Origin of the sequence: Streptomyces sp. SCSIO ZS0520, assembly GCF_025643355.1 — a bacterium.
Classification (GTDB): domain Bacteria; phylum Actinomycetota; class Actinomycetes; order Streptomycetales; family Streptomycetaceae; genus Streptomyces; species Streptomyces physcomitrii.
Genome location: NZ_CP092644.1, coordinates 1,449,303 through 1,471,187 on the forward strand (window position 1 = coordinate 1,449,303; position 21,885 = coordinate 1,471,187).

Genomic DNA, 21,885 nt, shown 5'->3' on the forward strand with positions numbered 1-21,885 from the left:
GTCCCCTGCATATGCGCCGAGGAAGATCCGTAGACTTGGCCGGGCGTCGAGCATCCGTGCGAGTCAGGCGTGCCCTGCGGGTGATGCGATGCGCGGACCACTTCTCGATAGCGCCGAGGCAGCCAGGGAGAGCCACGTGATAGGCAGCACCCTGCCGGAGTTCATCGGTCCGTACGCCGTGGAGCGGAGTCTCGGTTCCGGCGGGATGGGTGAGGTGTACCTCGCGTATTCGACGGGCGGCAATCCGGTCGCGATCAAGGTCATCCGGCCTGACCGCACCGACCCGCACACACGGGCCCGCTTCGAGCGGGAGGCGGAAATCGCCCGGACGATCTCCGGTACCGGCCGTGTGGCGCGTTTCCTGGAGGCCGATCCGTTCGCGGAGCTGCCGTGGATCGCGATGGATTATGTGCCCGGCCGAACGCTCGTAGAGGTGGTCAAGGAGCAGGGGCCGCTGTCTGCAGCGCTCGTAGCCAGTATGGGGGCTCTCCTTGCCGAAGGGCTGGCTGCGGTGCACGCCACAGGGTTGCTCCACCGTGATCTCAAGGCGAGCAACGTCATGCTCGGTGACTTCGGCCCTGTCATCATCGACTTCGGTCTCGGAGTGTTTCTCGACGCGTCACTCGGCTCGATGAGCCAAGGGCTCGCGTTCCTGGGCACCGTGCCCTGCATGCCGCCCGAGCAGGCCGCCGGCGAAACTCGGGTAACACAGGCCGCCGATGTGTACGGCCTGGGCACTGTGCTGCTGTACGCGGCGACTGGGCACTATCCCTATGACGGCGCCGGATGGGCTGCCATCGCGGTACAAGTCGTGTCCCGTGACCATGGTCCCGATCTGGGCGGGGCACCCGAAGACCTGCTGCCCGTCATCTCGAGCATGCTCGCGCACGATCCGCAGGACCGCCCAAGTCTGGAGCAGGTCACCCGTCAGTGCGCTGAGGTGATGCGGCGCCTGGGAACGCATCCGGTGAGCGCCCGGCACGCACTGATCCAGAAGACCGTGGTCGAGGATCGGGCCGCCGTCGCCCTGCCCCAGCCGGACCCGCGGATGTTTTATCGACTGGACGCCTTGGAGCGCCGGCTTCGTGAACCGGAACCGGAGCCCGCTGTAGAGGAGCCCACCCCTGAGGACGCCGCCGCGCCCCTGGACGCGGCGGCATCAGCGGAACCCGTGGCCGATACACCGATGCCGGCTCTCTCCCCTGTGCGGTCCAGCCGTCCCCCCGCCTCCCGACGGGTCGCCGGCGAGCTGCGACGACGCTATGCGGCGAGTGCGGAACTCGCCTGGTCCAGCCGCTGACGCCAGGGCCCGGCCTCTGGACCTGAACGTGGCCGCAGCGCACCGGCACCCGCACCCATGCCGTACCTCCGCATTTCCCACATTTCCAACAAGCTGCACGCAGAGGAGCCCCAGTGACCACGGCGACGCACCGCCCGGAATCCGGGCCGGAAGACTCCGGCCAGGCCTACCCGGCCGGTACGAAGCCGGCCTTCGCCCCAGGCGCGCAGGTCCGGGTCCGTGACGAGCAGTGGCTGGTCAAGGCGGTCGGTGAGAGCCCAGACGGGCTGATGGTCGAGGTGAGCGGGGTGTCCCCGTTCGTACGCGGCACCGACGCGGTGTTCTACCAGCAGCTCGACCAGATCGAGGTCCTCGATCCGCGCCGGACCCGGCTCGTAGCGGACGACACGTCCAAGCACGCCAAGGCCCGACTCCATCTGGAGGCGGTGATCCGCAAGACTGCTCTGCCGCAGACCGAACACGGTCTGGCGCTCGCCGACACCTTTCTCATGGACCGGCAGGAGCACCAGCTGCGCCCGGCCGAGCTGGCGCTTTCGATGCGCAATCCACAGCCGCGCCTGCTGATCGCGGACGTGGTGGGCCTCGGCAAGACCCTCGAGATCGGTGTGCTCCTCGCCGAGCTGATCCGGCGTGGTCGCGGTGAGCGCATTCTGGTCGTCACCCCGGCGCACGTCCTTGAGCAGTTCCAGCGTGAACTGTGGACGCGGTTCGCCCTGCCCCTGGTGCGTCTGGACTCCACGGGTATCCAGCGCATCCAGCAGGAGATTCCGGCGGGCCGTAATCCGTTCGCTCATTTCAAGCGGGTCATCGTCTCCGTCGACACCCTGAAATCGGCCACGTACGCGCACCACCTGGAGAACACCCAGTGGGACGCGGTGGTGATCGACGAGTCGCACAACCTGATCAACAAGGGCACCCGCAACAACCGCCTCGCCAGGCGTCTCGCCGGGTCCACCGATGCGTTGGTCCTGGCATCGGCCACTCCGCACAACGGTGACGTGGAGTCCTTCGCCGAGCTGATCCGCATGCTCGATCCGGCCGCGATCGCGGACCCGAAGAACTACAAGGTCGCCGACCTCGACCACCTCTACATCCGCCGCACCAAGACCGACCGAGAGGTCCGCGACGGACTCAAGGACAAGCCGTGGGCCGAGCGCGGCCCGTCACGGCCGGTACCGGCGCATGCCACGGCGAAGGAGATCGCCGTTCTGCGGGAGCTCGCGGAGCACTGGACGCCTGGAGACGCGGGCCGGTCCTCCGTGTGCGCCGATCCGCTGGTCGCGTACAACTTCCTGAAGGCCTTCCTCTCCTCCCACCGGGCGTTGAAGAAGTCCCTCGAAGCACGCCGCGCCTATTTGGAGGACCCCAAGCGCGGCCGCAAGCCCGCCGCTCCCGAGCGTGCGGCCGCGCTCGCTTCGGAGCGCGAGGCCCTGACCACCCTCGAGTCCCTGACCGCGGACTTCACCGACGACGACTCCGCCAAACTCGAGGCCCTCGTTCAAACCCTTACGAACCTTGAGGTCGGGCCGCGCTCGGACCGTCGCGTGGTCGTCTTCTCCGAGCGGATCGAGACGCTCAACTGGCTGGCCGAGGTGATCCCCGAACGGCTCGGCTTCAAGGCCAAGTCCGTTGAAGGGATTGACACTTCCCGTCCGTGGAAGGCATACGACGGGGCCGTGGAGGTCATGCACGGCGACACCACGAACGACGAGCAACAGCGCGAGATCATCGACCGGTTCGGCCGCCACGAGGAGAAGGTACGGCTTCTGTTCACCGGCGACATCGCCTCCGAGGGCGTGAACCTGCACCACCAGTGCCACGACCTGATCCACCACGACCTGCCGTGGTCGCTGATCCGTATCGAGCAGCGCAACGGCCGTATCGACCGCTACGGGCAGGCCGTCAGCCCCGAGTTCCGTGCGCTCACCCTCACCGCGGATGTCCCCTGGCGTCGCGATGACGCGACCGGCGAGACCCTCACACTCGACGACCGCCTGGTCGGCGCCCGGCTGCTGCGCCGGGAGGACGAGGCGCACCAGATCGAGACGGGTGGTGAGGGCAGCGCCGAGGCGGTCACCGGTCTGTACGACGACAAGAAGGAAGAGGACCGGCTCACCCGCGATCTGATCAAGGGCAGCACGGTCGAGCGGTCCATCAAGGAATCCCGCGAGGAGTCGGGCGGCGTCCTCGCCGGACTCCTCGCCGGCGTCAACGCCCGCCTCGCCGATCCCTCCGCCGCGCAGGGCGTCACCGGCGCGGAAGCCGTACGAGAGGCCGACGTCCCCCATGTCTTCGCCGACACCCGGGCCTACTTCCACGCCGCGATGGACCTCATCTATCCACAGGCACTGCGCGAGGCGATCGGCTGGCGTCCTGAGACGGCGAACGGCCGCATCGAGTTCACCCCGCCCGACGACCTGCAGTACCGCTTCCGCGAGCTCCCCAAGTCGTATCTGCTGCAGGAGAAGATCCTCACCACGCAGAAGTACGACGGGACGCTGCGCCTGACGTTCAACAAGGCGTACGCGGCGGAGCGTCTGGAGGCCGCGCGCAACGCCAAGCAGCCGAAGGGCGACGAGAAGACCAGTCAGTGGCCGAACGTCTCGTACGTCTCCGACATCCACCCGGTCCTTGACTGGCTGACCGACAAGGTCCTCGCCTCACTCCGCTTCGACGAGGCCTTCGTTCTCGCCCACCAACCGGACACTGAGCGGGCACGGCGCATCGACCCCGCACTGCCCACCGCGCTCGACGGCCTGGTCTATCTCCTGCAGGGCGTGTACTGCAACGCGGCCGGTAAGCCGACCGTCGTGGAATGGATGGCCGTCACCGGCCTGGCGGTGGGCGATCCGCAGGTGTGGCGCATGGACTCGGCTTTCCTCGCCGCCTGCGGTGTGGGCCCCGGTATGCCGGGCCGTGACCGGCCGCTGGACCCGCCCCTGCTGCAGAGCCTGGTCGCACCGGCGGTCGACACCGCGGAGGCATATCTGCGTGAACGCCGCGCGGATTACGACCGGCGGGTCGACGGCTATCTCGCCCCGTACGAAGACCGAGTGCAGGTGTGGGAGCAGGGCGCGCTGATCGCCTTCGGCACCACCGAACGCCGCCGCCAAGAGGTGTACGACACCGCGAAGGACCGTCAGAAACTGGTGAGCCGGCTACGCACCGCCGGTGACCCGATGGTCCGCATGCTCGCCGTTCTCGAACCCCTCCACCCCTCAGCCCCGTACACTGCCCGCTCCGAGGAGTCCGCACGATGAGCTACACCCACGACTCCTTCGCCAACCGCGGCGAGTACCTGTCCGCGCACTACTTAAGCGAAGAGCTGGAGAACTCTCTCAAGAAGAACAAGGCCGGAGACGAAGGCCTGTTCACCGTCTGGACCAGTCGCGAGACCGACGAGAAAGACACCCGACGTACCCCGCGCGAGCTCCTGCCGAGGCTCCGCGGCTCCTACACCTCCGAGGTACGCCCCTTCCTCGCAGCCCGCGGCCAGCAGGAGGCGCCCGGCGCCACCTATGACGACCTGACGGGCGAGTGGGCCGAGCGGCTGGCCGCCTGGCATCAGTCGATCCTCAAGGCCCTCGGATACGGGGAGTCCAGTGGCCCGCTGACTGTGCAGCACGCGGGTCGTGCGTACGAGGTTCCCGTCGCCTGGCACGGAGACGGGATCGTCGCGATCGACTGCGGCTGGACAGCCTCCCTCGACAACGCACTCGATCCGGAAGGACCGGGCAGGCTTCTCCACTCGTTCAAGACCGCGGACGGGCAGATCGAGGCCGGGGAGAAGCTGGCCGACTGGCTCTTCCAGAGCGAACTACTCACAGCGGACGGCGAGTCGGAGGATGCGCCTCGCTTCGTCCTGCTGCTCTGCGGCGGTGTCCTCGTCCTCGCCGACCGGACCGCCTGGCCCGAGGGCCGCTACCTCGTAGCGAACCTGGACGCCGCGCTGGCCCGCAACAACCTGTCCAAGTCCGGCGAACTCGCCCTGCTCTCCGCCCTGTTCTCGCACGACATGCTCGCGCCGCGCGCCGACGGCAAGGGGCGCCGCATCGACGACCTGCTTTCGGCTTCCCGTAACAACGCCGTCGGTGTCAACTCCGAGCTGCGAAAGGGACTCCAGCGCTCGGTCGAGATCATCGCCAACGAGGTGCTGGCGCGGCTGCGCGAGGCGGGCGTCGCCCCGCGCGACATCGAGGACCCGAAGCAGGGCCCGTTCGCACGCCAGCTCACCCGCGAATCCCTGCGCTACCTCTACCGCGTCCTGTTCCTGCTGTACGCGGAGGCCCGCCCCGAGCTCGGCATCCTGCCCTCCGACGATGACACGTACGAGGCGGGCTACTCGGTGTCCCGGCTGCGGGAACTGGTCGCCCGCGACCGCAAGTTGGTGGAGGAGGAGAGCCGGAACGGCTTCCACCTGTACGCGTCCCTCGACGTCCTCTTCAACAAGGTCAATTACGGTCACCGGTTACATGGCACCGAGGCGGACGATGACCTGCCGGTCGAGAAGCGCAGTCAGCAGCGCGGTCTGCGTTTCGAGGCGCTGCGCAGTGAGCTGTTCGATCCCAAGGCGATCGCACTCATCGGCCGGAGTGTGCCCCACCCCGACAGCGATGAAGAGGGGCTCCAGGAGCCGCCGCGCTGGCTCGATCTGCGGCTGCGCAACGATGCCCTGCACCAGATGCTGCGGCTGCTCACCATGAAGGAAGCGGGCGCCAAGGGCCGCCAGGGCGGCTTCATCTCGTACCGCAACCTGGGCATCAACCAGCTCGGTGCCGTGTACGAGGGCCTGATGTCGTACACCGGCATCATCGCCGAGGAAGAGCTGGCGGAAGTGGCCAAGCCCGGCAACAAGAGCGGGGGCAAGCAGTACGGCGATCCGGAGAAGGGCTCCTGGCTGGTGCCCGCCGACCGGCTGCGCGACTACCCGGCGAACACCCACGTCGTGCACTCCGCAAAGGAGACGGAGCAGCACGGCCTGCGCGGCCCGAAGAAGTACCCCGCCGGCACCTTCGTCTACCGCCTGGCAGGACGGGATCGTGAGACCTCGGCCTCGTATTACACGCCCGAATCGCTGACTCAGGTCACAGTCGAACTGGCCCTGAAGCACCGGCTGGACCAGGAGAAGGACTCCGACGGAAATCCGGTCCGTACGCGGGCCAGCGAACTCCTCAAGTACACGATCTGTGAGCCGGCGCTCGGCTCGGGGGCGTTCCTCAACGAGGCGATCAACCAGGTCGCCAAGGAGTACCTGAAGCGCCGACAGCAGGAACTCGGCCGGGAGCTGGACACCTCGAAGGTGCTGGAGGCAGAACAGAAGGCCAAGGCGTACATCGCCCTGCACAACGCGTACGGCGTCGACCTCAACTCAACAGGTGTCGAGCTCGCAGAGGTCTCGCTGTGGCTCAACACCATGCATCCCGGCATGCGCGCGCCTTGGTTCGGGCTTCACCTGCGGCGCGGCAACTCGCTTATCGGCGCGAGGCGTTTGGTGTACGAAGCGAAGCGGGTGGAGAAGGAACGGACCGTCGCCGCGCTGACCCCGACCAAGCTGCCCTTCCGCCCGCCAGAAACCGGCGAGGCCCAGGCGCTCCCTGTGGGCGCGGTGCACCAGTTCCTGCTGCCCTCGCCCGGCTGGGGTGCGGTCGCCGGCGCGGGCGGCGACGCGAAGAAGCTGGTCGAGCAGCTCGCCAAGCCGCAGGTGGACGCCCTCAAAGCGTGGAAGAAGAAGGTCGGCACGAAGCCGAAGACGACCGGCGGCAAGATCAGCCAGCTCGCGAGGTTGCAGGCTGCCGCGCGACGGGTGGAGTTCCTGTGGGGCCTGGTCGCCAAGCGCATGGAGCTCAGCGAGCAGGAGATCGCCCGAACGATCGATGTCTGGGGCACGGACAAGGGCACGGCTGAGGAAGCCGAAAAGTATCCGCAGGAATACGCCTTCCTGCGTCGCGACAAAAAGAACGCGGACCAGAGCCTGCCTGTCACCAAGGAGCAGGTCTTCAAGGATCTGTTCGAGGCCGAGGGATCCCCGTACTGGCGGCTGAAGCAGGTCATGGACGCGTGGTGCGCACTGTGGTTCTGGCCGCTGGACAAGGTGGGGCTACTCGACGGGTCGGACGCGGAGTACGCGACGGCGCCCGTGGTGTCGATGGACGCGCTCATCGCGTCCGGGGTGGGGACGGTGGGAGGCAAGGAGCCTGCGCCCGAGCCGCCTGCCGACGCGGTCATCGCGTCGGCAGGCGAGCCGGTCGTGGCCGCGAGGCCGCAGGTCGCTGAGCACGGGCTCCTGTTCGCGCTGGACGGTGACCAGATGTCCTTCGGTGACATGGAGACGGCGGGCGAGCTCGTGGAGAAGAAGGAGATCGGGCAGCCCCGCCCCTCGGCCCCGCCGAAGAAGAAGGCCGCCGGCACCGGGCCCCGCCGCCCCCTGATCCCCCTCGCCGACCTCGATGGCTGGCTGGCCTTCGTGGAATCCATGGTGGGTACGGGCCCGGTGCCGGACGACACCTTGGCCAGCTCCGTCGACTCCCTGGAGAAGCTGAAGACCTTCGAGCAGCTGATCCAGGCCGAGATGGGCATGGACGAGGCGCGGAAGGCAGTCGAGACCCGCTACCCGTGGATGCGGGTGGTCCGGGACATTGCCGCAGAACAGGGTTTCCTGCACTGGGAGTTGGATTTCTCAGGGGTGTTCGCGAGCGCGGCGGGCGGATTCGATCTCCAGGTCGGAAACCCGCCGTGGGTGCGGCCTCATTGGAAGGAAGACCCCGTTCTCGCGGAGTACGAGCCGTGGTTCCTGCTTACAGAGAAACCGAAGGCGACGGAGAAGGCCCGTCGCAGGCAGGAACAGCTTGAACAACCGGAGGTTCAACAGTATCTGCTTGGGGAGGTCACCAATACGATACCGATGGCGTCGTATCTGTCTGCCGCTCCCGTCTATCCGCTGATTTCGGGGTCAAAGCCCGACCTGTATCGGGCCTTCATGTGTCAGCTGTGGGACCACGCGGGCAAGCACGGGACAGCAGGGATGGTGCATCCCGACACACATTTCTCAGGAGACAAGGAGGCCAACCTGCGGGCTGCGGCGTACAAACGACTTCGCGTACACGGTGGGTTCGTCAATCAGAAACGCATCTTCCCTGAACCAGTAGGACACTCCACCGAATTCGGAGTGCACATCTACGCGCCAGCCGATCAAATCAACTTCGCGAGCCTCTCCTGGTTGTTCACCCCTGATGCACTGCGGGCGTCATTCAGCGCAGCGGACGATGCGGTCGACCCAGGCGTCAAATACGAAGGTTCTTGGGACGAGCGAGCACATCCCAAGCGGGTCGTCCACGTCACCGTGGATACGCTTCGCCGCTGGCAGCGACTCGCTGGCGACGAAGGGCCGCTGGAGCATACTCGCCTGCTCACCCCCGTGAGCACTGCCGAGGATCCAGCTATCGACACAGTGGCGCGTTTCCCCTTGCGACTCGGATCAATGGGCCCACAGATCTTCATTGGATTCGATGAGGGTGCAGCCAAGAAGGCGAGGTTCGGCCCGAACAGGGATCAGCGACTCATCGAATACAACACCGGGATCGGCGGTCAAACCGATTACCACGCGCCCTCCTGGTGCGATGTCATCCTCAAAGGGCCTCAAATTGGAGTAGCGAACCCCCTTTTCAAGCAACCGAGCCAGGGCAGCGGAGAAGTGCGCGGGCTCGATCTAGCACTGCTCGCTGATGACGCTGTGCCAGAGTCCGAGTATCGGCGAGTAGCTCCCCGGGAGTTGTTTTCGAGAGAGCAAGAGAAATGGCATGACTGGGCGACATACGGGCGATTGCTTGCGAATGAAGAGGCTCTGACCCGTGCGCGGCTGACTATCGCGGAGAGGCGTAAAGTCCAGCCAGACGACGTTGAACAAGGAGAAGTTGAGGCGTTCCTGCGGGCGAAGGTGAGCAGACCGTACAGCGAGAAGCATCGTGTTGCGTGGCGGGAAATGATTGCACCCGATACGGAGCGCGCCCTCTACGCAGCGCTCATCCCCGCGGGTGTGACCCATGTTCACGCTGTGCGTTCCGGCTGGATGCCTTCACCGGACCTGACAGCTCTTACTGCGGGTTTTATGGCGGCTCTTCCATTGGACTACTTGCTCCGCATCACGGGCGTTGGGCACCTGGAGGGAGCGCAAGCGAAGAGGCTGCCCGCACCACAAGCGGATCATCCCCTCGCCCCCGCCCTCCTCCTCCGCACCCTCCGCCTCAATGCCCTGACGAACGCCTACGCCGACCTCTGGTCCGACCTCTACGACCCCAAGTGGCCGGGCTACGAGCCCTGGGCCATCCCCTGGCCCGGCATGTCCACCAAACTCCACGCCGTCACCCCCACCTGGCAGCGCGACAGCCCGCTCCGCACCGAGTACGCCCGCCGTGCCGCCCTCGTAGAGATCGACGCTCTCGTAGCTGTCTGGCTCGGTATCGACGCCGACACGCTGATCGCCATGTACTGGGCCCGTTTCCCGATCATGCAGGACTTCGACCGCGTGACCTGGTTCGACGCCAACGAGCGGAAGATCGCCGGCAAGCACCATACTTTCGGCTTCGACCAGACCAAGGACCACTGGACCACCTTCGAGACGTACCTCGCGGCCGCTGGCCAGCCGGACGACGACGGCACCCTCCCGGAACCAGCCACCCCACCCCCCGTCCCCGACGGTTACACCGCCCCCTTCTACAAGGCCAACCGCGAACGCGAGATGCGCGCCGCCCACGCCTACTTCACCCAGCGCCTCAACGAGGCGGTCGAGCAGGGTCGTTGGGACCCCGAGACGATGGAGGTCCCGAAGCCGTGAGGCCGACGCTCGAAGCGCAGGGACTGAAGGAGAGCCTGCTTCAGTACCTGTCCACCACCTATGGGCTGGCCGACGAGGGCGCCCGCAAGGCGCTGCACGCGTTTCTCGGGGACGAGACCACGGGGATGTTCCGCGGCCCGTTCCTGCGGCTGCGTACGCCGTTCACGTCGGCCACGCCAGGGACGTGGGAGCACCACCTGGACTGGCGGCGGACCGACGGCTGGGCGCCGTACGCGCATCAGGCCCGCGCCTTCGCCCGCCTCACGACCCGCAATGGACACACTCCGCAGCCGACCCTGGTCACCACCGGTACCGGGTCCGGCAAGACGGAGTCGTTCCTGTACCCGGTCCTCGACCACTGCGCCCGAGAGCGTCGAGCGGGGAACAACGGGGTCAAGGCGGTCTTCCTCTACCCCATGAATGCCCTGGCCACCGACCAGGCTGCCCGCATCAACGAACTGCTCACCGACTACCCGGAGTTAGACAGCGTACGGGCAGGTCTCTACATCGGTGACAAGGCGGCCACCCACTACGACCGGGTCTACACCCGTCGTCAGGACATGCAGGTCACGCCGCCGGACATATTGATCACCAACTACAAGATGCTCGACCTGTTGCTGCAGCGGGCCGCGGACGCACCGCTGTGGGAGAACAGTGACATCCGGTACGTGGTCGTGGACGAGTTCCACACCTACGACGGCGCGCAGGGCACGGATGTCGCGATGCTCCTCCGCCGACTCGCGTCCGCCGTGGGCGCCACGCGGCCCGGCATGCCACTCGGCACGATCACCCCCGTCGCGACCTCGGCAACGCTTGCCTCCGGCACCGACGAAGACGGCGTCGCGAAGCTCTTGGAGGTCGCTGCGGCCGTGTTCGGCGCCGAGTTCACCGAGGATGCGATCATCGGTGAAGCCCGGCTCACTGTTGACGAGTTCCTGCTCGACGAGACGATCACAGACCCGAAATTCCTGCCCGGGAGTGTTCCGGCTCCAGAGGCTCTGACCGTGGTACCCGATCCGGAGCCCGAGTCGGAGGCACTCGGAGACCTCGTCGAAGCGGTGCTGGGTGCCGGGACGCGACATCTGGCCAAGGACCCGGACGCACTCGGCGGCCAGTTGAAGAAGAACCGGCTCACGTATGCCGTGCTATCCGCGTTCGACGGTCAGGTGCGTACGTATGACGAGGTCTTGGATGTGATGCGCCGCAGTGGTGCGTACGCCTGGGACGAGGCGATCACCACGCGCGCACAGGTCGCCGCGCTCGCGCTGGCCCGGTTCGTGGCGCTGCTGTCGCTGGCCCGTGACCCGGACGCACCAGATGGAGAACTGCGACCCCTGGTGAAGATCGAGGTACACCAGTGGGCTCGTTCCGTGACCCGGATGCTGCGCGGCGTACTGCCCTGGCCGCGCGCCGAATTCACTTGGGACGCGACAGGCGGCCCCGGACGGCAGCGGACCACACCCGATACCACGCTCGCACAGGACTCGAAGATCTTCCTGCCCGCCGTGTACTGCCGTGAGTGCGGGCGCTCGGGCTGGTCGGTGCTCGCTCCGGAGTCGGATCTCGAGGAGCTGAGTTTCGAGCCGCACAAGATCCGGCGGGCGAGCGTAACCGCAGACAAGGCTAAGGTGCGGACGCTGATCGCGGCCACCGACAAGGAGGCCCGTGAGGGCAGCGGTACCGCCTTCCTCGACCGGGCGACGCAGAAGGCGCTGACCACGGGGGGTGCCGGCGTGCTGATGGTGCTCGACGGGACGACGCGCAGGCTCCGGCTGCCCGATACCCAGGATGATTACACCCCCGAGGGTGAGCCGAGGCCGGGCACACCCGACTCGGCTTTCGTCCTCGTCCAGCTCGGGGACACCGCTGAACGGGCGGCGCGGGACGACTGGTGCCCGGCCTGCGGCACCCGCAACGCGATCCGGTTCCTCGGCACGGGTGCGGCCGCGCTCGCCGCGGCGTCCGTCACTCAGCTGTTCACCGGTGGCGAGACGGACGAGAAGCAGCGTGAGACGAAGACCCTGATGTTCAACGACTCGGTGCAGGACGCCGCGCACCGGGCCGGATTCGTCGCCTCACGTTCGTACACCTTCTCGCTGCGGGCGCTGTTCGCGAAGCACTTGGACGAGCGGCACGACAGCGCTCTCAACGACCTGGTCGCCGACGTGGTCGACGCGACAACCGACCGGAAGACTCTGGCCGCGGTGGTCCCGCCCGATCTGCACGACGACGCGGGAGTGGCGCGTCTGTTGTCGGGCAAGGGGCGCGGCGGTGACAAGCGGACCTGGGATCTGATCGGCGAACGGTTCGCGTTCGAGGCCGTGATGGAGTTCGGGCACCACTCCCGCAACGGACGGACCCTGGAGCTGACCCGTACGACGGCCGCCTGGGTGCACGTCCCCGACGAACCTGCCGCACTGGCGCTCGTACGCGCCGCTCACGAGGAGGCGACGCAGCGCGGTCTCACCCTCACCGAACACGACGACACTCGCTACCTCGCCTTCCTGCGTGGCCTGTTGGAGCGGCTGCGTAGCCGTGGCGCGGTCGGGCACCGGTGGCTGGCGAAATTCCTCGACGAGGCCGGCACGAGCCGCTACTTCATCTGGGGCGGCCGTCCACGGGGTATGAAGGCCTTCCCCAAGGGGGTGTCCGCGCCCTCCTTTCTGCTCGCCAGGCCCAAGGCCGGCAGCGAGTTCGACTTCGCAGCGGGCCGCCTGTCGTGGTGCGAGACCTGGGCGCAGCGCTGCCTGGACATGACGCGTGAACAGGCCGACGAGTTCCTCGTACGGCTGCTGCCGCAGCTCACGGAGGCGGGTCTGCTGGCGTCCCGTACCCCGCGCGACTCATCGGCGCGTCTGTACGGGCTGCAGCCTGGTGCGATCCGGCTGCGGCTGCTGTCCGACGGGGAGGTCAACCAGGCGTACATACGGTGTCCGAAGTGCTTCTGGGAGCAGACCGTCAACCCGGCGCTGCTCGCCCAGTACCACGGTCAGCCCTGCCCGTCGTACCGGTGTTCCTCGGGCCGTCTGGTCGCCGGGGACCGCTGGCTGGAGACGGTCGACCGGCACGACCGCGACCGCGACTACCGGCAGGACTACTACAGGGGGCTGTACCGGCGGGCCGGCACCTACCAGATCATCACTGCCGAGCACACCGGTCTGCTGTCGCGCGGGACGAGGGAGCGGGTCGAGGAGGCCTTCCGTAAGGGCGACGGGTTCAACGACCCCAACGTGCTTTCCTGCACGCCGACGCTGGAGATGGGCATCGACATCGGTGACCTGTCGGCGGTCGTGCTCGGAGCATTGCCGAGGCGTCCCGCCAACTACGCGCAGCAGGCCGGCCGAGCTGGGCGACGTACCGGCAACGCATTTCTACTGACGATCCCGGACCGGACCCGGCGGGACATGTACTTCCTCGACCGGCCGCGCGACATGATCGACGGACAGATCGTGCCGCCTGGCTCGTTCCTGTCGGCGATCGAGATCCTGCGCCGTCAGTACACCGCGCACCTCCTCGACCTGGCGGCGCGCGGCCGACTGGTCCGCGAGGACGGCCGCCCGGTGGGAGCCCTGCGGCAGCGGGTCGACGAACTGTTCGGCCCATCCGGATACTTGGCCGACTTCATCGACGCCGCCCTCCACCACGCCGACGACCTCGTCACGGGTTTCCTCGCCCTCTTCCCGACCGGGGTGAGCGAGACCGCGCAGGAGGAGCTGAAGCGATACGCGCGGCGTGGCCTGCGCAGCGCGATCGAGCGTGCCGAGCGGGAGTGGGAGCGTGAGAACGAGCAGCTCCGCTCCCGTATCCGCACCATGCGGGCAGCAATCGACGAGCTGCGGGACGGCGACGAAGAACAGGCCCGAACCAAGGCCGAGCTGGAGGCCGAGATCGAGGCGCATCAGAAGCTGGGCGGCAAGCGCAGGAGGCAGCCGTCCCAGTCAGTGCTGTGCGATCTCGGGCTGCTGCCCAACTACGCCCTCATCGACGCGGCGACCAAGCTGAGCGCCACCGTGTACTGGCCCGAAGGGCAGACCCCTGAAGGGCGCGACCGCTACAAGTCCAAGACGTACTCATACGAGCGGCCCCGTAGTTTCGCTCTGTCCGAGCTCGCCCCCGGCAACACCTTCTACGCCGAGGGCTACAAGCACCGCATCACCGGCATTGACATCGTCACCGGGCGCGAACAGGAATGGCGGCACTGGCGGTTCTGCCCGTCCTGCGGCTACGTGCGCACCGAGAACGCCGAGCGTGGCATCCAGCCCTGCCCTCGCTGCGGCGAAACCGGGATCGCTAACTCGGGCAGCCTGTGGCAGATCGTCCAACCGAGCACGGTCACCGCCCGCGCGAAGCGCGAGGACGCACGGATCGGCGATGAGAGCGACGACCGCGACCGCCGCTTCTACACCGTCATCGACACCGTCGACATCGCCCCTGAGGACTTCGCGCCGAAGAAGTCCTGGCGCCACCTCAACCAGATCTTCGGCGTCGACTACACACGCCGCGCTGTGATCCGCCGTATCAACACCGGGCCGCTGTCCATCGGTGCACAGGAGAACGACGAGCTCGGCGGACAGTTCGTACGGATCGCGCCGTTCCACGTCTGCACAGCCTGCGGGGCCGCGAGCGCGGACGGGAAGCCCGTCTTCGACGACGACCGCGACGCCGTCGACAGTGCAGCCAACCGACAGCGCGAGCTCAAACACCACACCCCCTGGTGCCCGTTGCGCCGCGGGCAGACCGGGGTGGCGCAGGAACCGGTCCTGCTCACCCACGAACTGCACACAGAGGCGTTGAGGATCCTGCTGCCCGCCGCGACCGTCCTCGTCGACGAGAAAGTCCGCTCGTTCCAAGCCGCCCTGCGCCTCGGAGTGGACGACGCGTTCGGCGGTGATCCGCAGCATCTGGACACCACCCTGGCGACCATGCCGGACCGCGGCACCCAGGAGAAGCGTCACTTCTTGGTCCTGTACGATCGTCTGCCGCACGGCACCGGCTACTTGGACCGGCTCACCGATCCCGCCGCGTTCCGGCGGGTCCTCGAAGGCGCCCGCACCCAGCTGCTCGACTGCCCGTGTCGCGGCGAGAGCGCCGCGGCCTGCCACCGCTGCCTGTACCGCTACACCGAGGAACGGCACACCGACGTGGTGTCCGCGCAAACCGCGCTGGACATCCTCGAGGAACTCCTCGGCACCGACACCGATGCGTGGGCCATCCGCCCCATCGGCAACACCGATCAGATCGGCCTGGACGGACAGGTCGAGTCCGACCTCGAAGCTCGTTTCCTCACCGCTCTGCGGAAGTGGTCCGAGCAGCGCGAGGAGCGCAATGACACGGGTATGGAGGAGAGCGGTGAGAACAGCGCCTATCTGAAGTTGCAGGACATCGGCAGCGGCAATGTCTACGACTGGCGGCTCACCAGCCAACGCAACGAGGGATTCACGCGTACCGACTTCACGTTCGAACGCGTCAGCGGCCCCAAGCGGACCGTCACCGTCTACCTCGACGGCCATCGCTTCCACTCCACGCCCACTCACAACCGGCTGGCCGGAGATGCCAGGAAGCGCAACCTGCTGCGCGCCCGGGGACGGATGGTCTTCCAGCTGACGTGGGACGACCTTGACGCTTTCGAACGCAGGACGGACATCGCGGGGTCCGCCGGAGCCGGTCAGCGCCAGGGCGCCGAGCCCGTGTGGCCGCCGTACCAACCCAGTGCAAAGGACCTCGCCAAGCAGCTCTACGCCGAGACGGGCGGCGACGATCTCGCCGACACCGTCTTCACCGACCCTATGAGCATGCTTCTCGCCTTCCTGCGCAGCCCCGATACCACTGCATGGGGCAAGCGGGCGGCGGCCGTCGTCGGCGGACTCCTCGGGACGAACCCCGACGCACTCGTCGGCAACGGCACACCCGGTCAGACCCGAGACGCACTCAGCCGGCTCCTGACGGCATGGTCCTCCCACGACGGCATCGATCCTGCTCCCGTCCAAGGCAGCGGCGCGCTCAACCTCTTCCAGGGAATCGACCAGGCCGGTCTACCGCTCGCCTTCTACGTCGACGCGGCCACCGGCCACTGGTCTGCTCTCGCCTGTCTCGACGACACCCGCGCCGGCACCGACGGCACCGGGTCCGCCGAGCACAAGCTGCGATGGCGTGCCTGGCTGCAGTGGTCGAACGTCCTGCAGTTTCTCGCCCACCACGGCGGCGACGGCGTGCAGCTCACTACCTCCACCGCCGCCGATTTCGATCCCGGGACGCTAAAGGCTCTCGGCGGCATCGGTGAACTCGAGACGCTCGTTCTGCGACACGGGACAGCGCCCAAACTCCCCGTATCGGCGGAGGTCACAGCAGTCAAGGCCGCGCTGCGGGATCTGCTCTGGGACACGGAGATCCTCGAATTCCTCGACGAGGACGAACCCGACTCTCCGTTGGGCCGCCTCGGACACGCGCTGGCCGATGCGGGGAAGTCCGCTCCCGCGTTCGGATATGAGCTCGGCGAGCGCGGCTGGGTCGCCGACTTCGCCTGGAACGTCGAGGGATTGCGGATCGCCGTGATGGCCGAGCCGCACCAGACGAACGACGAGGAGAGCGACAAGACCTGGCGGGCCTACCGCGATGCAGGGTTCACGGTCCGCACCGCCGACGAGTGGCTGGACCACCTCGACAGACTTCTCGCTCTGCTGCCCGACACCACCGACCACCGCGCCTGACGCCCCGGTCTCCGGACCTGGTCCGGAGACCCCGACGAAGAACCGAGTGCCGACCGATGACCGCACGCCTGAGCCTGTACCAGAAGGCCGAGAACGAGCTCTACAAGATGGACTCCTCGGTCAAGACGAAGTTCTACGACTTCTGCCACCAGTTCCGTCTCGACCCCAACCATCCCAGCCTTGACCTCAAACCGCTCAAGGGCGATGGCCGGATCTTCCGCGCCAAGATCGACAGGTCCTACCGGACGCTCCTGTCCAAGGCAGGCATCGGCAAGGACGGCGTCGAGCAGTGGCTGATCGTAGCCGTGCGCCACCGCAAGCACGTCTACGAGGAACTCACCGTCGCGATCAACCGGATCACCGGTGAGATCGAGTTCGTCGACCTGGGCGTGGTCGGGCAGAGCGTGCTACAACGCGCGGGGGTTCAACTCACCCCGGCGCCAGATGAACATGGCGACGACCGCGACGATGCACACGGCAAGGCAAGCGGAGACAGCCCCCAGCCCGCAGGCGGCGCCCCGGTTCCCGAACCGCCGTCCCCAGCCCCGGTCGCACCTCTGCTCGCCGGATGCACCGTTGAGCAACTGCGTACGCTCGGCGTGGCCGAAGCCCTCATCGAGCTCGCCCTCACCGTCACCACCGATGAGGAACTGGACGAGCTCATCTCCGGCGCACCCCGGCTCACCGCAGAGGTGCTCACCGGCCTCGGCGCAGGTCTCAGCGTCGACGAAGTCGAGCGCGAGATCACCCAGCCCGCGGCCGCCGAACTCGAACCCGGCTTCGAGGACGACATGGCCGCCGCCCTCGTGCGGACCGCGGTCACCACTGTCGACGACGACATCCGCAACGTCCTGGCCGAGGGCAACTTCCGTGCCTGGAAGGTCTATCTCCACCCCACCCAGCGCAAGATCGTCGAGCGGAACTACAGCGGTCCGGCCCGAGTCAGCGGCGGTCCCGGCACCGGCAAGACCATCGTCGCCCTGCACCGCGTCGCACGCCTCGCCCAAGCACTCCCGTCCGGCCACTCCAAGCCCATCCTGCTCACCACCTACACCAAGAACCTCACCGCGGACCTCCGCTCCAGGCTCACGTCGCTGATCGGCCAGGAGTTGCTCGCCCGAGTCGACATCAAGCACATCGACCAGCTCGCCCAGAGCGTCCTCAACGACAACATCGCCCCCGGCGCACAGCGCAGCCTGCTCCCGCAGGAACGCGCTCTGGAACTGCTGACCGAAGTCCTCTTCGAGCACGACGAGCGACGCTGGAGCGCCGAGTTCCTGCTCGACGAGTGGGAGCAGGTGATCCTCGGCCAGTCGATCGCCACCCGCCAGGACTACTTCAAGGCCCGTCGCGCCGGCATGGGACGCCCCCTGACCCGCCCCGAACGCGCCGCCGTGTGGAAGCTCATCGACCAGTTCACCCTGCGCCTCGGCATGGGCCGGGAAACCTGGGCCCAGGCAGCGGAGCGCGCCGCCCGCCTGGAAATGGAGCGCGCCCGCAAAATTCAGGCGCGCGGTGAACTCAAGGAAGCCATCGGCGGTGGCGACCTCATCCATCGGGACGCCACTTCTTCCGCCCAGCGCTACCTCAGCCACCGCTACCGCCACATCGTCGTCGACGAGGCCCAGGACCTCAGTCCCGCCCACTGGAAGATGCTCCGCGCAATGGTCGCGGAGGGCCCGAACGACCTGTTCATCGCGGGCGACACCCACCAGCGGATCTACGACCGCCAGGTCACCCTGTCCACCGTCGGCATCAACATCCGCGGCCGCTCCTCAAAGCTCACCCTCAGCTACCGCACGACCCAGGAGATCCTCGACCAAGCGGCCAAGGTCGTCTCCACCACCGGCTACGACGACCTCGACGACGGCACCGACTCCCTGACCGGCTACCACTCCCTGCTCCGCGGCCCCGTACCGGAGATGATCGCCTGCGCAGACTGGGCCGACGAGATCAGCCAGCTCGCCAAGGCCCTCAAGATCTGGCGCCAGGAAATCACACGCCCTGCCGAGGACGGCACTGTACGCGACCCCAGCGGTGCCATCGCCGTATGCGTCGCCGACGGCGACATGGCCGGCCGCGTCGCAGCCGACCTTTATCAGAGGCACGACATCACCACTGCCACGCTCACCAAGGACGGTCCGCAAGGCGACGGAGAGGTCCACATTGGCACCATGCACCGTTTCAAGGGCCTCGAATACCAGAAGCTCGCGGTCATCGGAGTCGGCGACGGCGTCGTGCCGCGTACCTCCATCATCGAGAAATATGCGACGAGCGACCCGAACCGCTACGAACGCGAACTCAAGAAGGCCCGCAACCAGCTCTTCGTCGCCACCACTCGGGCCCGCGACGCGCTGCGCATCTCCTGGCACGGGCAGCCGAGTCCGTTTCTGCCGGTGTAGCGGAGCGATCGAGGCCAGTCAGCGAAGGGGCAGCCCGCCCCGTTCGCCGGACAAGAGTCGGCCGCGTGCCGACAGTTGCTGGCACGCGATCGAGAGGGCAATGACGGTGTGAAGGCTTAGCCACCCGCCCTGGGGCCTCTGCTCTACCGGGCGAGGTTGAAGTTATGCAGTCGGCGGCACCCGAGTTCACCCATGGGCCTGCCGGTGTACATCGGCCAGCGTCCGTACGGCGTGGTGTGCCCTGTCGCCGGCAGAGTCCCTGATTCAAGGGCGGCACTTGCACCCTTACTGATTTTTGTGGCATCAAGCCGGGAGAAAGATTGCATTGCTGCGCAGACACTGCCCGACCAGCGCATCGTGGTCTTGTCGGCTACTGATCCAGGAGCTGCTCAATCGCTTGGATGATGTGCTCTACCGTGCCCGGGGCGGCCGCAAGGGCTGGCAGAGAGACGCCTAGCCAGCCTTTGAAGCCCGACTCCCGCTGCACGGCCAGCTTCGTCCCCAGCCCGCCCACGGGCGGTAGTGCATCCGCGAATCCGGCCACAGCTTCACGCCCCAATCGCTTTGTGATGGAGCCCAGGCTGAAGGCAAGTTCTCCGGCCGCGTCTCCGTCGTACAGCGACAAGGTCCCGACCGGCACCCATTGGCCTGAAGCCTGGTAGTGGAGATTCATGCTCGGATACCTGCCGGTGCCTCCCACGAGTCGCCCCCGCTCCTGTGCGTGTTCCAACAAGGCGTTGGCGACACGACGCACCTCGGGCGTGCAGCGCCTGTCGAGGGCGGCTTCCAGTTCCTCACGCGTGCGAGGTGCACTGCGCTGCTGGCCCGAGGGGGACTTCGCGGCTGTAGCGACTTCACCGTAGACACGGGGCACCAGAACTGTCAGCTCACCAGCACCGCGGTACTGGGTCAGTTCCACTGCGTACACGTCGGTGTGGCGCATCTGGCGGTTGAGGAACTCCACGATCGCGCGGAGCTCCAGCGGGATTCTGTCGGCGACGAACAGCAGACGCATTTGTCCAGCTGCCAGCCTCTCCTCCACAAGTGCCCAGAAGTCGTCCGGGGAGCGTTCATCCAGCAACTCCCCGTACACCTCAGCCAGATCACGGCCATCAGCCCTGCATGTCTCTTCGAAAGAGCGCTGCAGCAGGGCCGCCGGCCAGTAGCGGGCTCCGTTGGCGGCATAGTCGAGCATCTGCCCCACCACCGCGCGGCGGATCCTGGTGTCGGTGGCTCGTTTGACCTCCACGAGCGTCGGTACGCCTTCGGCATCGACGAAGAGGTGGTCCAGCCAGTACGCGGAACCGCCGTCCGCGCTCGTGGCCACTCCCATCTCCCGCGCCACCAGCACAAGACGCAACGGACGTCCGTCCCCCAACGTGCCGAAGTCCAGCACCCGAGGATGCCGCGCCAGCAACTCCTGGAACTCTGCTTCTGTCTCGAACCCGGCGACTTCCAGCGCCTGCAGCCCTTGCCCCAGCAAGAACACCGGCTGATCCGTCACGCCCTGCCCCTTTCAGTGAGCTGTGGCCTCGGCACTCAGCCACATGCACCCTGATTCATACCGGGAGTCACTGAGACGTCGACAGAGCGAGCTCCCGAAAAGCGCCACCGTCTCCGTACGTAGACCGTGCAGTACGTCCCGTCCGAACGAAGGTCCCCTCACCGCGTTCGGAATTACTACGGAAGCGGCGGGAGCTGTCCCTCCCGAGGAGCACACCGGGGCCACGGGAGGACCGCATGCACGGGGACCTCAACGAGCGACAACATCATGTCCTCAGCTGGGTTAGCCAGGGCTATCCCGACGGAATCTGGCCAGACAGCACCCACAAGGTCAGCGCTCAGGCCCTGCAAAGCCGAGGACTGATCAGAATCACCAAGCGGCGTGGGCATTGGAACGCCGCGCTCACCGACAAGGGACGGCGAGCTCTCGCCGACAATCCACCGCATCTCGGCGCCGCGCCCGAGGCACGCACGAACTACACCGACCAACTCCTCGAAGAGCTGAGAGCCAACAACAACTACCTCGTCAAACCAGTCGAATCCGCTCCACGCTCGGTGAATTGGGCATCGAGGGTCAGCGCCGCACATAAATCCGGCAAAATCTAGCACGCAGCAGCTCCGCGGAAAGCAAACTGACTCCGGCTACGAAATCAGGCTGACCGACATCCCCGCCTGGCAGCTCATCGATCTCACCCCCATCACAGTCCCGGCCAAACTCATCCGACCCCACCGCGTGGTCGCCGCACTCCAACAGCACCCACGCCACATGGTACTGAACAAAGCCGTATTCACCCGAGCCCTGCGCCTCACCCAAGCGCTCGTTACAGCCACCGAATCACACGGCCGCACAACAGCACCAAGCCCTGTACCGAGCACTCCCCCGTCCCGTCACCGCCGGCACGCAGCACCGCATTTCACCATCACCGCCCAGGGTGAGCGCCTCGACGTCCTCACCCTCCAGGAACTCGACCACCACAAACACATCCCCACCGACAAAGAACGCGCCGACGCCGCAAAGCACACATGGATGCGCATCCCCCGCTTCGACTACACCCCCGCCAACAGACTGCGATTCATCCTCCGAGGCCGCACCCCACACCGCGGAACCGAATGGGCCGACCTCGACAGCCGGCCGCTGGAAGA

Annotated in this window: 7 protein-coding genes; 6 read left to right on the forward strand and 1 reads right to left on the reverse strand. The window is 67.0% G+C overall.

Annotated features, from left to right (window positions below):
* The first annotated feature begins 136 nt into the window (after window positions 1-136).
* From MID12_RS04780 to MID12_RS04800, 5 genes are all read left to right on the forward strand, one after another.
* Window positions 137-1,300 (forward strand): serine/threonine-protein kinase, encoded by a 1,164-nt coding sequence (locus tag MID12_RS04780; protein WP_263165067.1) that lies wholly within the window; start codon window positions 137-139, stop codon window positions 1,298-1,300.
* A 113-nt stretch (window positions 1,301-1,413) separates the two neighbouring features.
* A complete protein-coding gene (locus MID12_RS04785) occupies window positions 1,414-4,560 on the forward strand; it encodes a DEAD/DEAH box helicase (RefSeq protein ID WP_263165068.1) in 3,147 nt (1,048 codons plus the stop codon).
* The gene (locus tag MID12_RS04790) at window positions 4,557-10,130 is read left to right on the forward strand and encodes a hypothetical protein (RefSeq protein ID WP_263165069.1); all 5,574 of its coding nucleotides are present in this window, start codon (window positions 4,557-4,559) and stop codon (window positions 10,128-10,130) included. Before MID12_RS04785 ends, MID12_RS04790 begins: the two co-directional genes overlap by 4 nt.
* Entirely contained in the window at window positions 10,127-16,837 is a 6,711-nt protein-coding gene (locus tag MID12_RS04795; protein WP_263165070.1) for a DEAD/DEAH box helicase, read from the forward strand. Before MID12_RS04790 ends, MID12_RS04795 begins: the two co-directional genes overlap by 4 nt.
* A 56-nt stretch (window positions 16,838-16,893) precedes the next feature.
* Window positions 16,894-19,239, forward strand: a complete 2,346-nt coding sequence (locus tag MID12_RS04800) for a UvrD-helicase domain-containing protein (protein WP_263165071.1) — start codon at window positions 16,894-16,896, stop codon at window positions 19,237-19,239.
* 370 nt (window positions 19,240-19,609) lie between these two features.
* Here MID12_RS04800 and MID12_RS04805 read toward each other — a convergent pair whose 3' ends face one another.
* A complete protein-coding gene (locus tag MID12_RS04805; protein WP_263165072.1) occupies window positions 19,610-20,743 on the reverse strand; it encodes a hypothetical protein in 1,134 nt (377 codons plus the stop codon).
* A gap of 236 nt (window positions 20,744-20,979) precedes the next feature.
* Here MID12_RS04805 and MID12_RS04810 point away from each other — a divergent pair, with 236 nt between their 5' ends.
* On the forward strand, window positions 20,980-21,348 hold the full coding sequence (locus tag MID12_RS04810; protein ID WP_263165073.1) for a hypothetical protein: 369 nt from the start codon (window positions 20,980-20,982) through the stop codon (window positions 21,346-21,348).
* Window positions 21,349-21,885: the final 537 nt, after the last annotated feature.

Coding starts and splice junctions, on each gene's coding strand:
- MID12_RS04790 (WP_263165069.1), top strand. CDS start 4,557: ATGAGCTACACCCACGACTCCTTCGCCAACCGCGGCGAGTACCTGTCC.
- MID12_RS04810 (WP_263165073.1), top strand. CDS start 20,980: ATGCACGGGGACCTCAACGAGCGACAACATCATGTCCTCAGCTGGGTT.
- MID12_RS04800 (WP_263165071.1), top strand. CDS start 16,894: ATGACCGCACGCCTGAGCCTGTACCAGAAGGCCGAGAACGAGCTCTAC.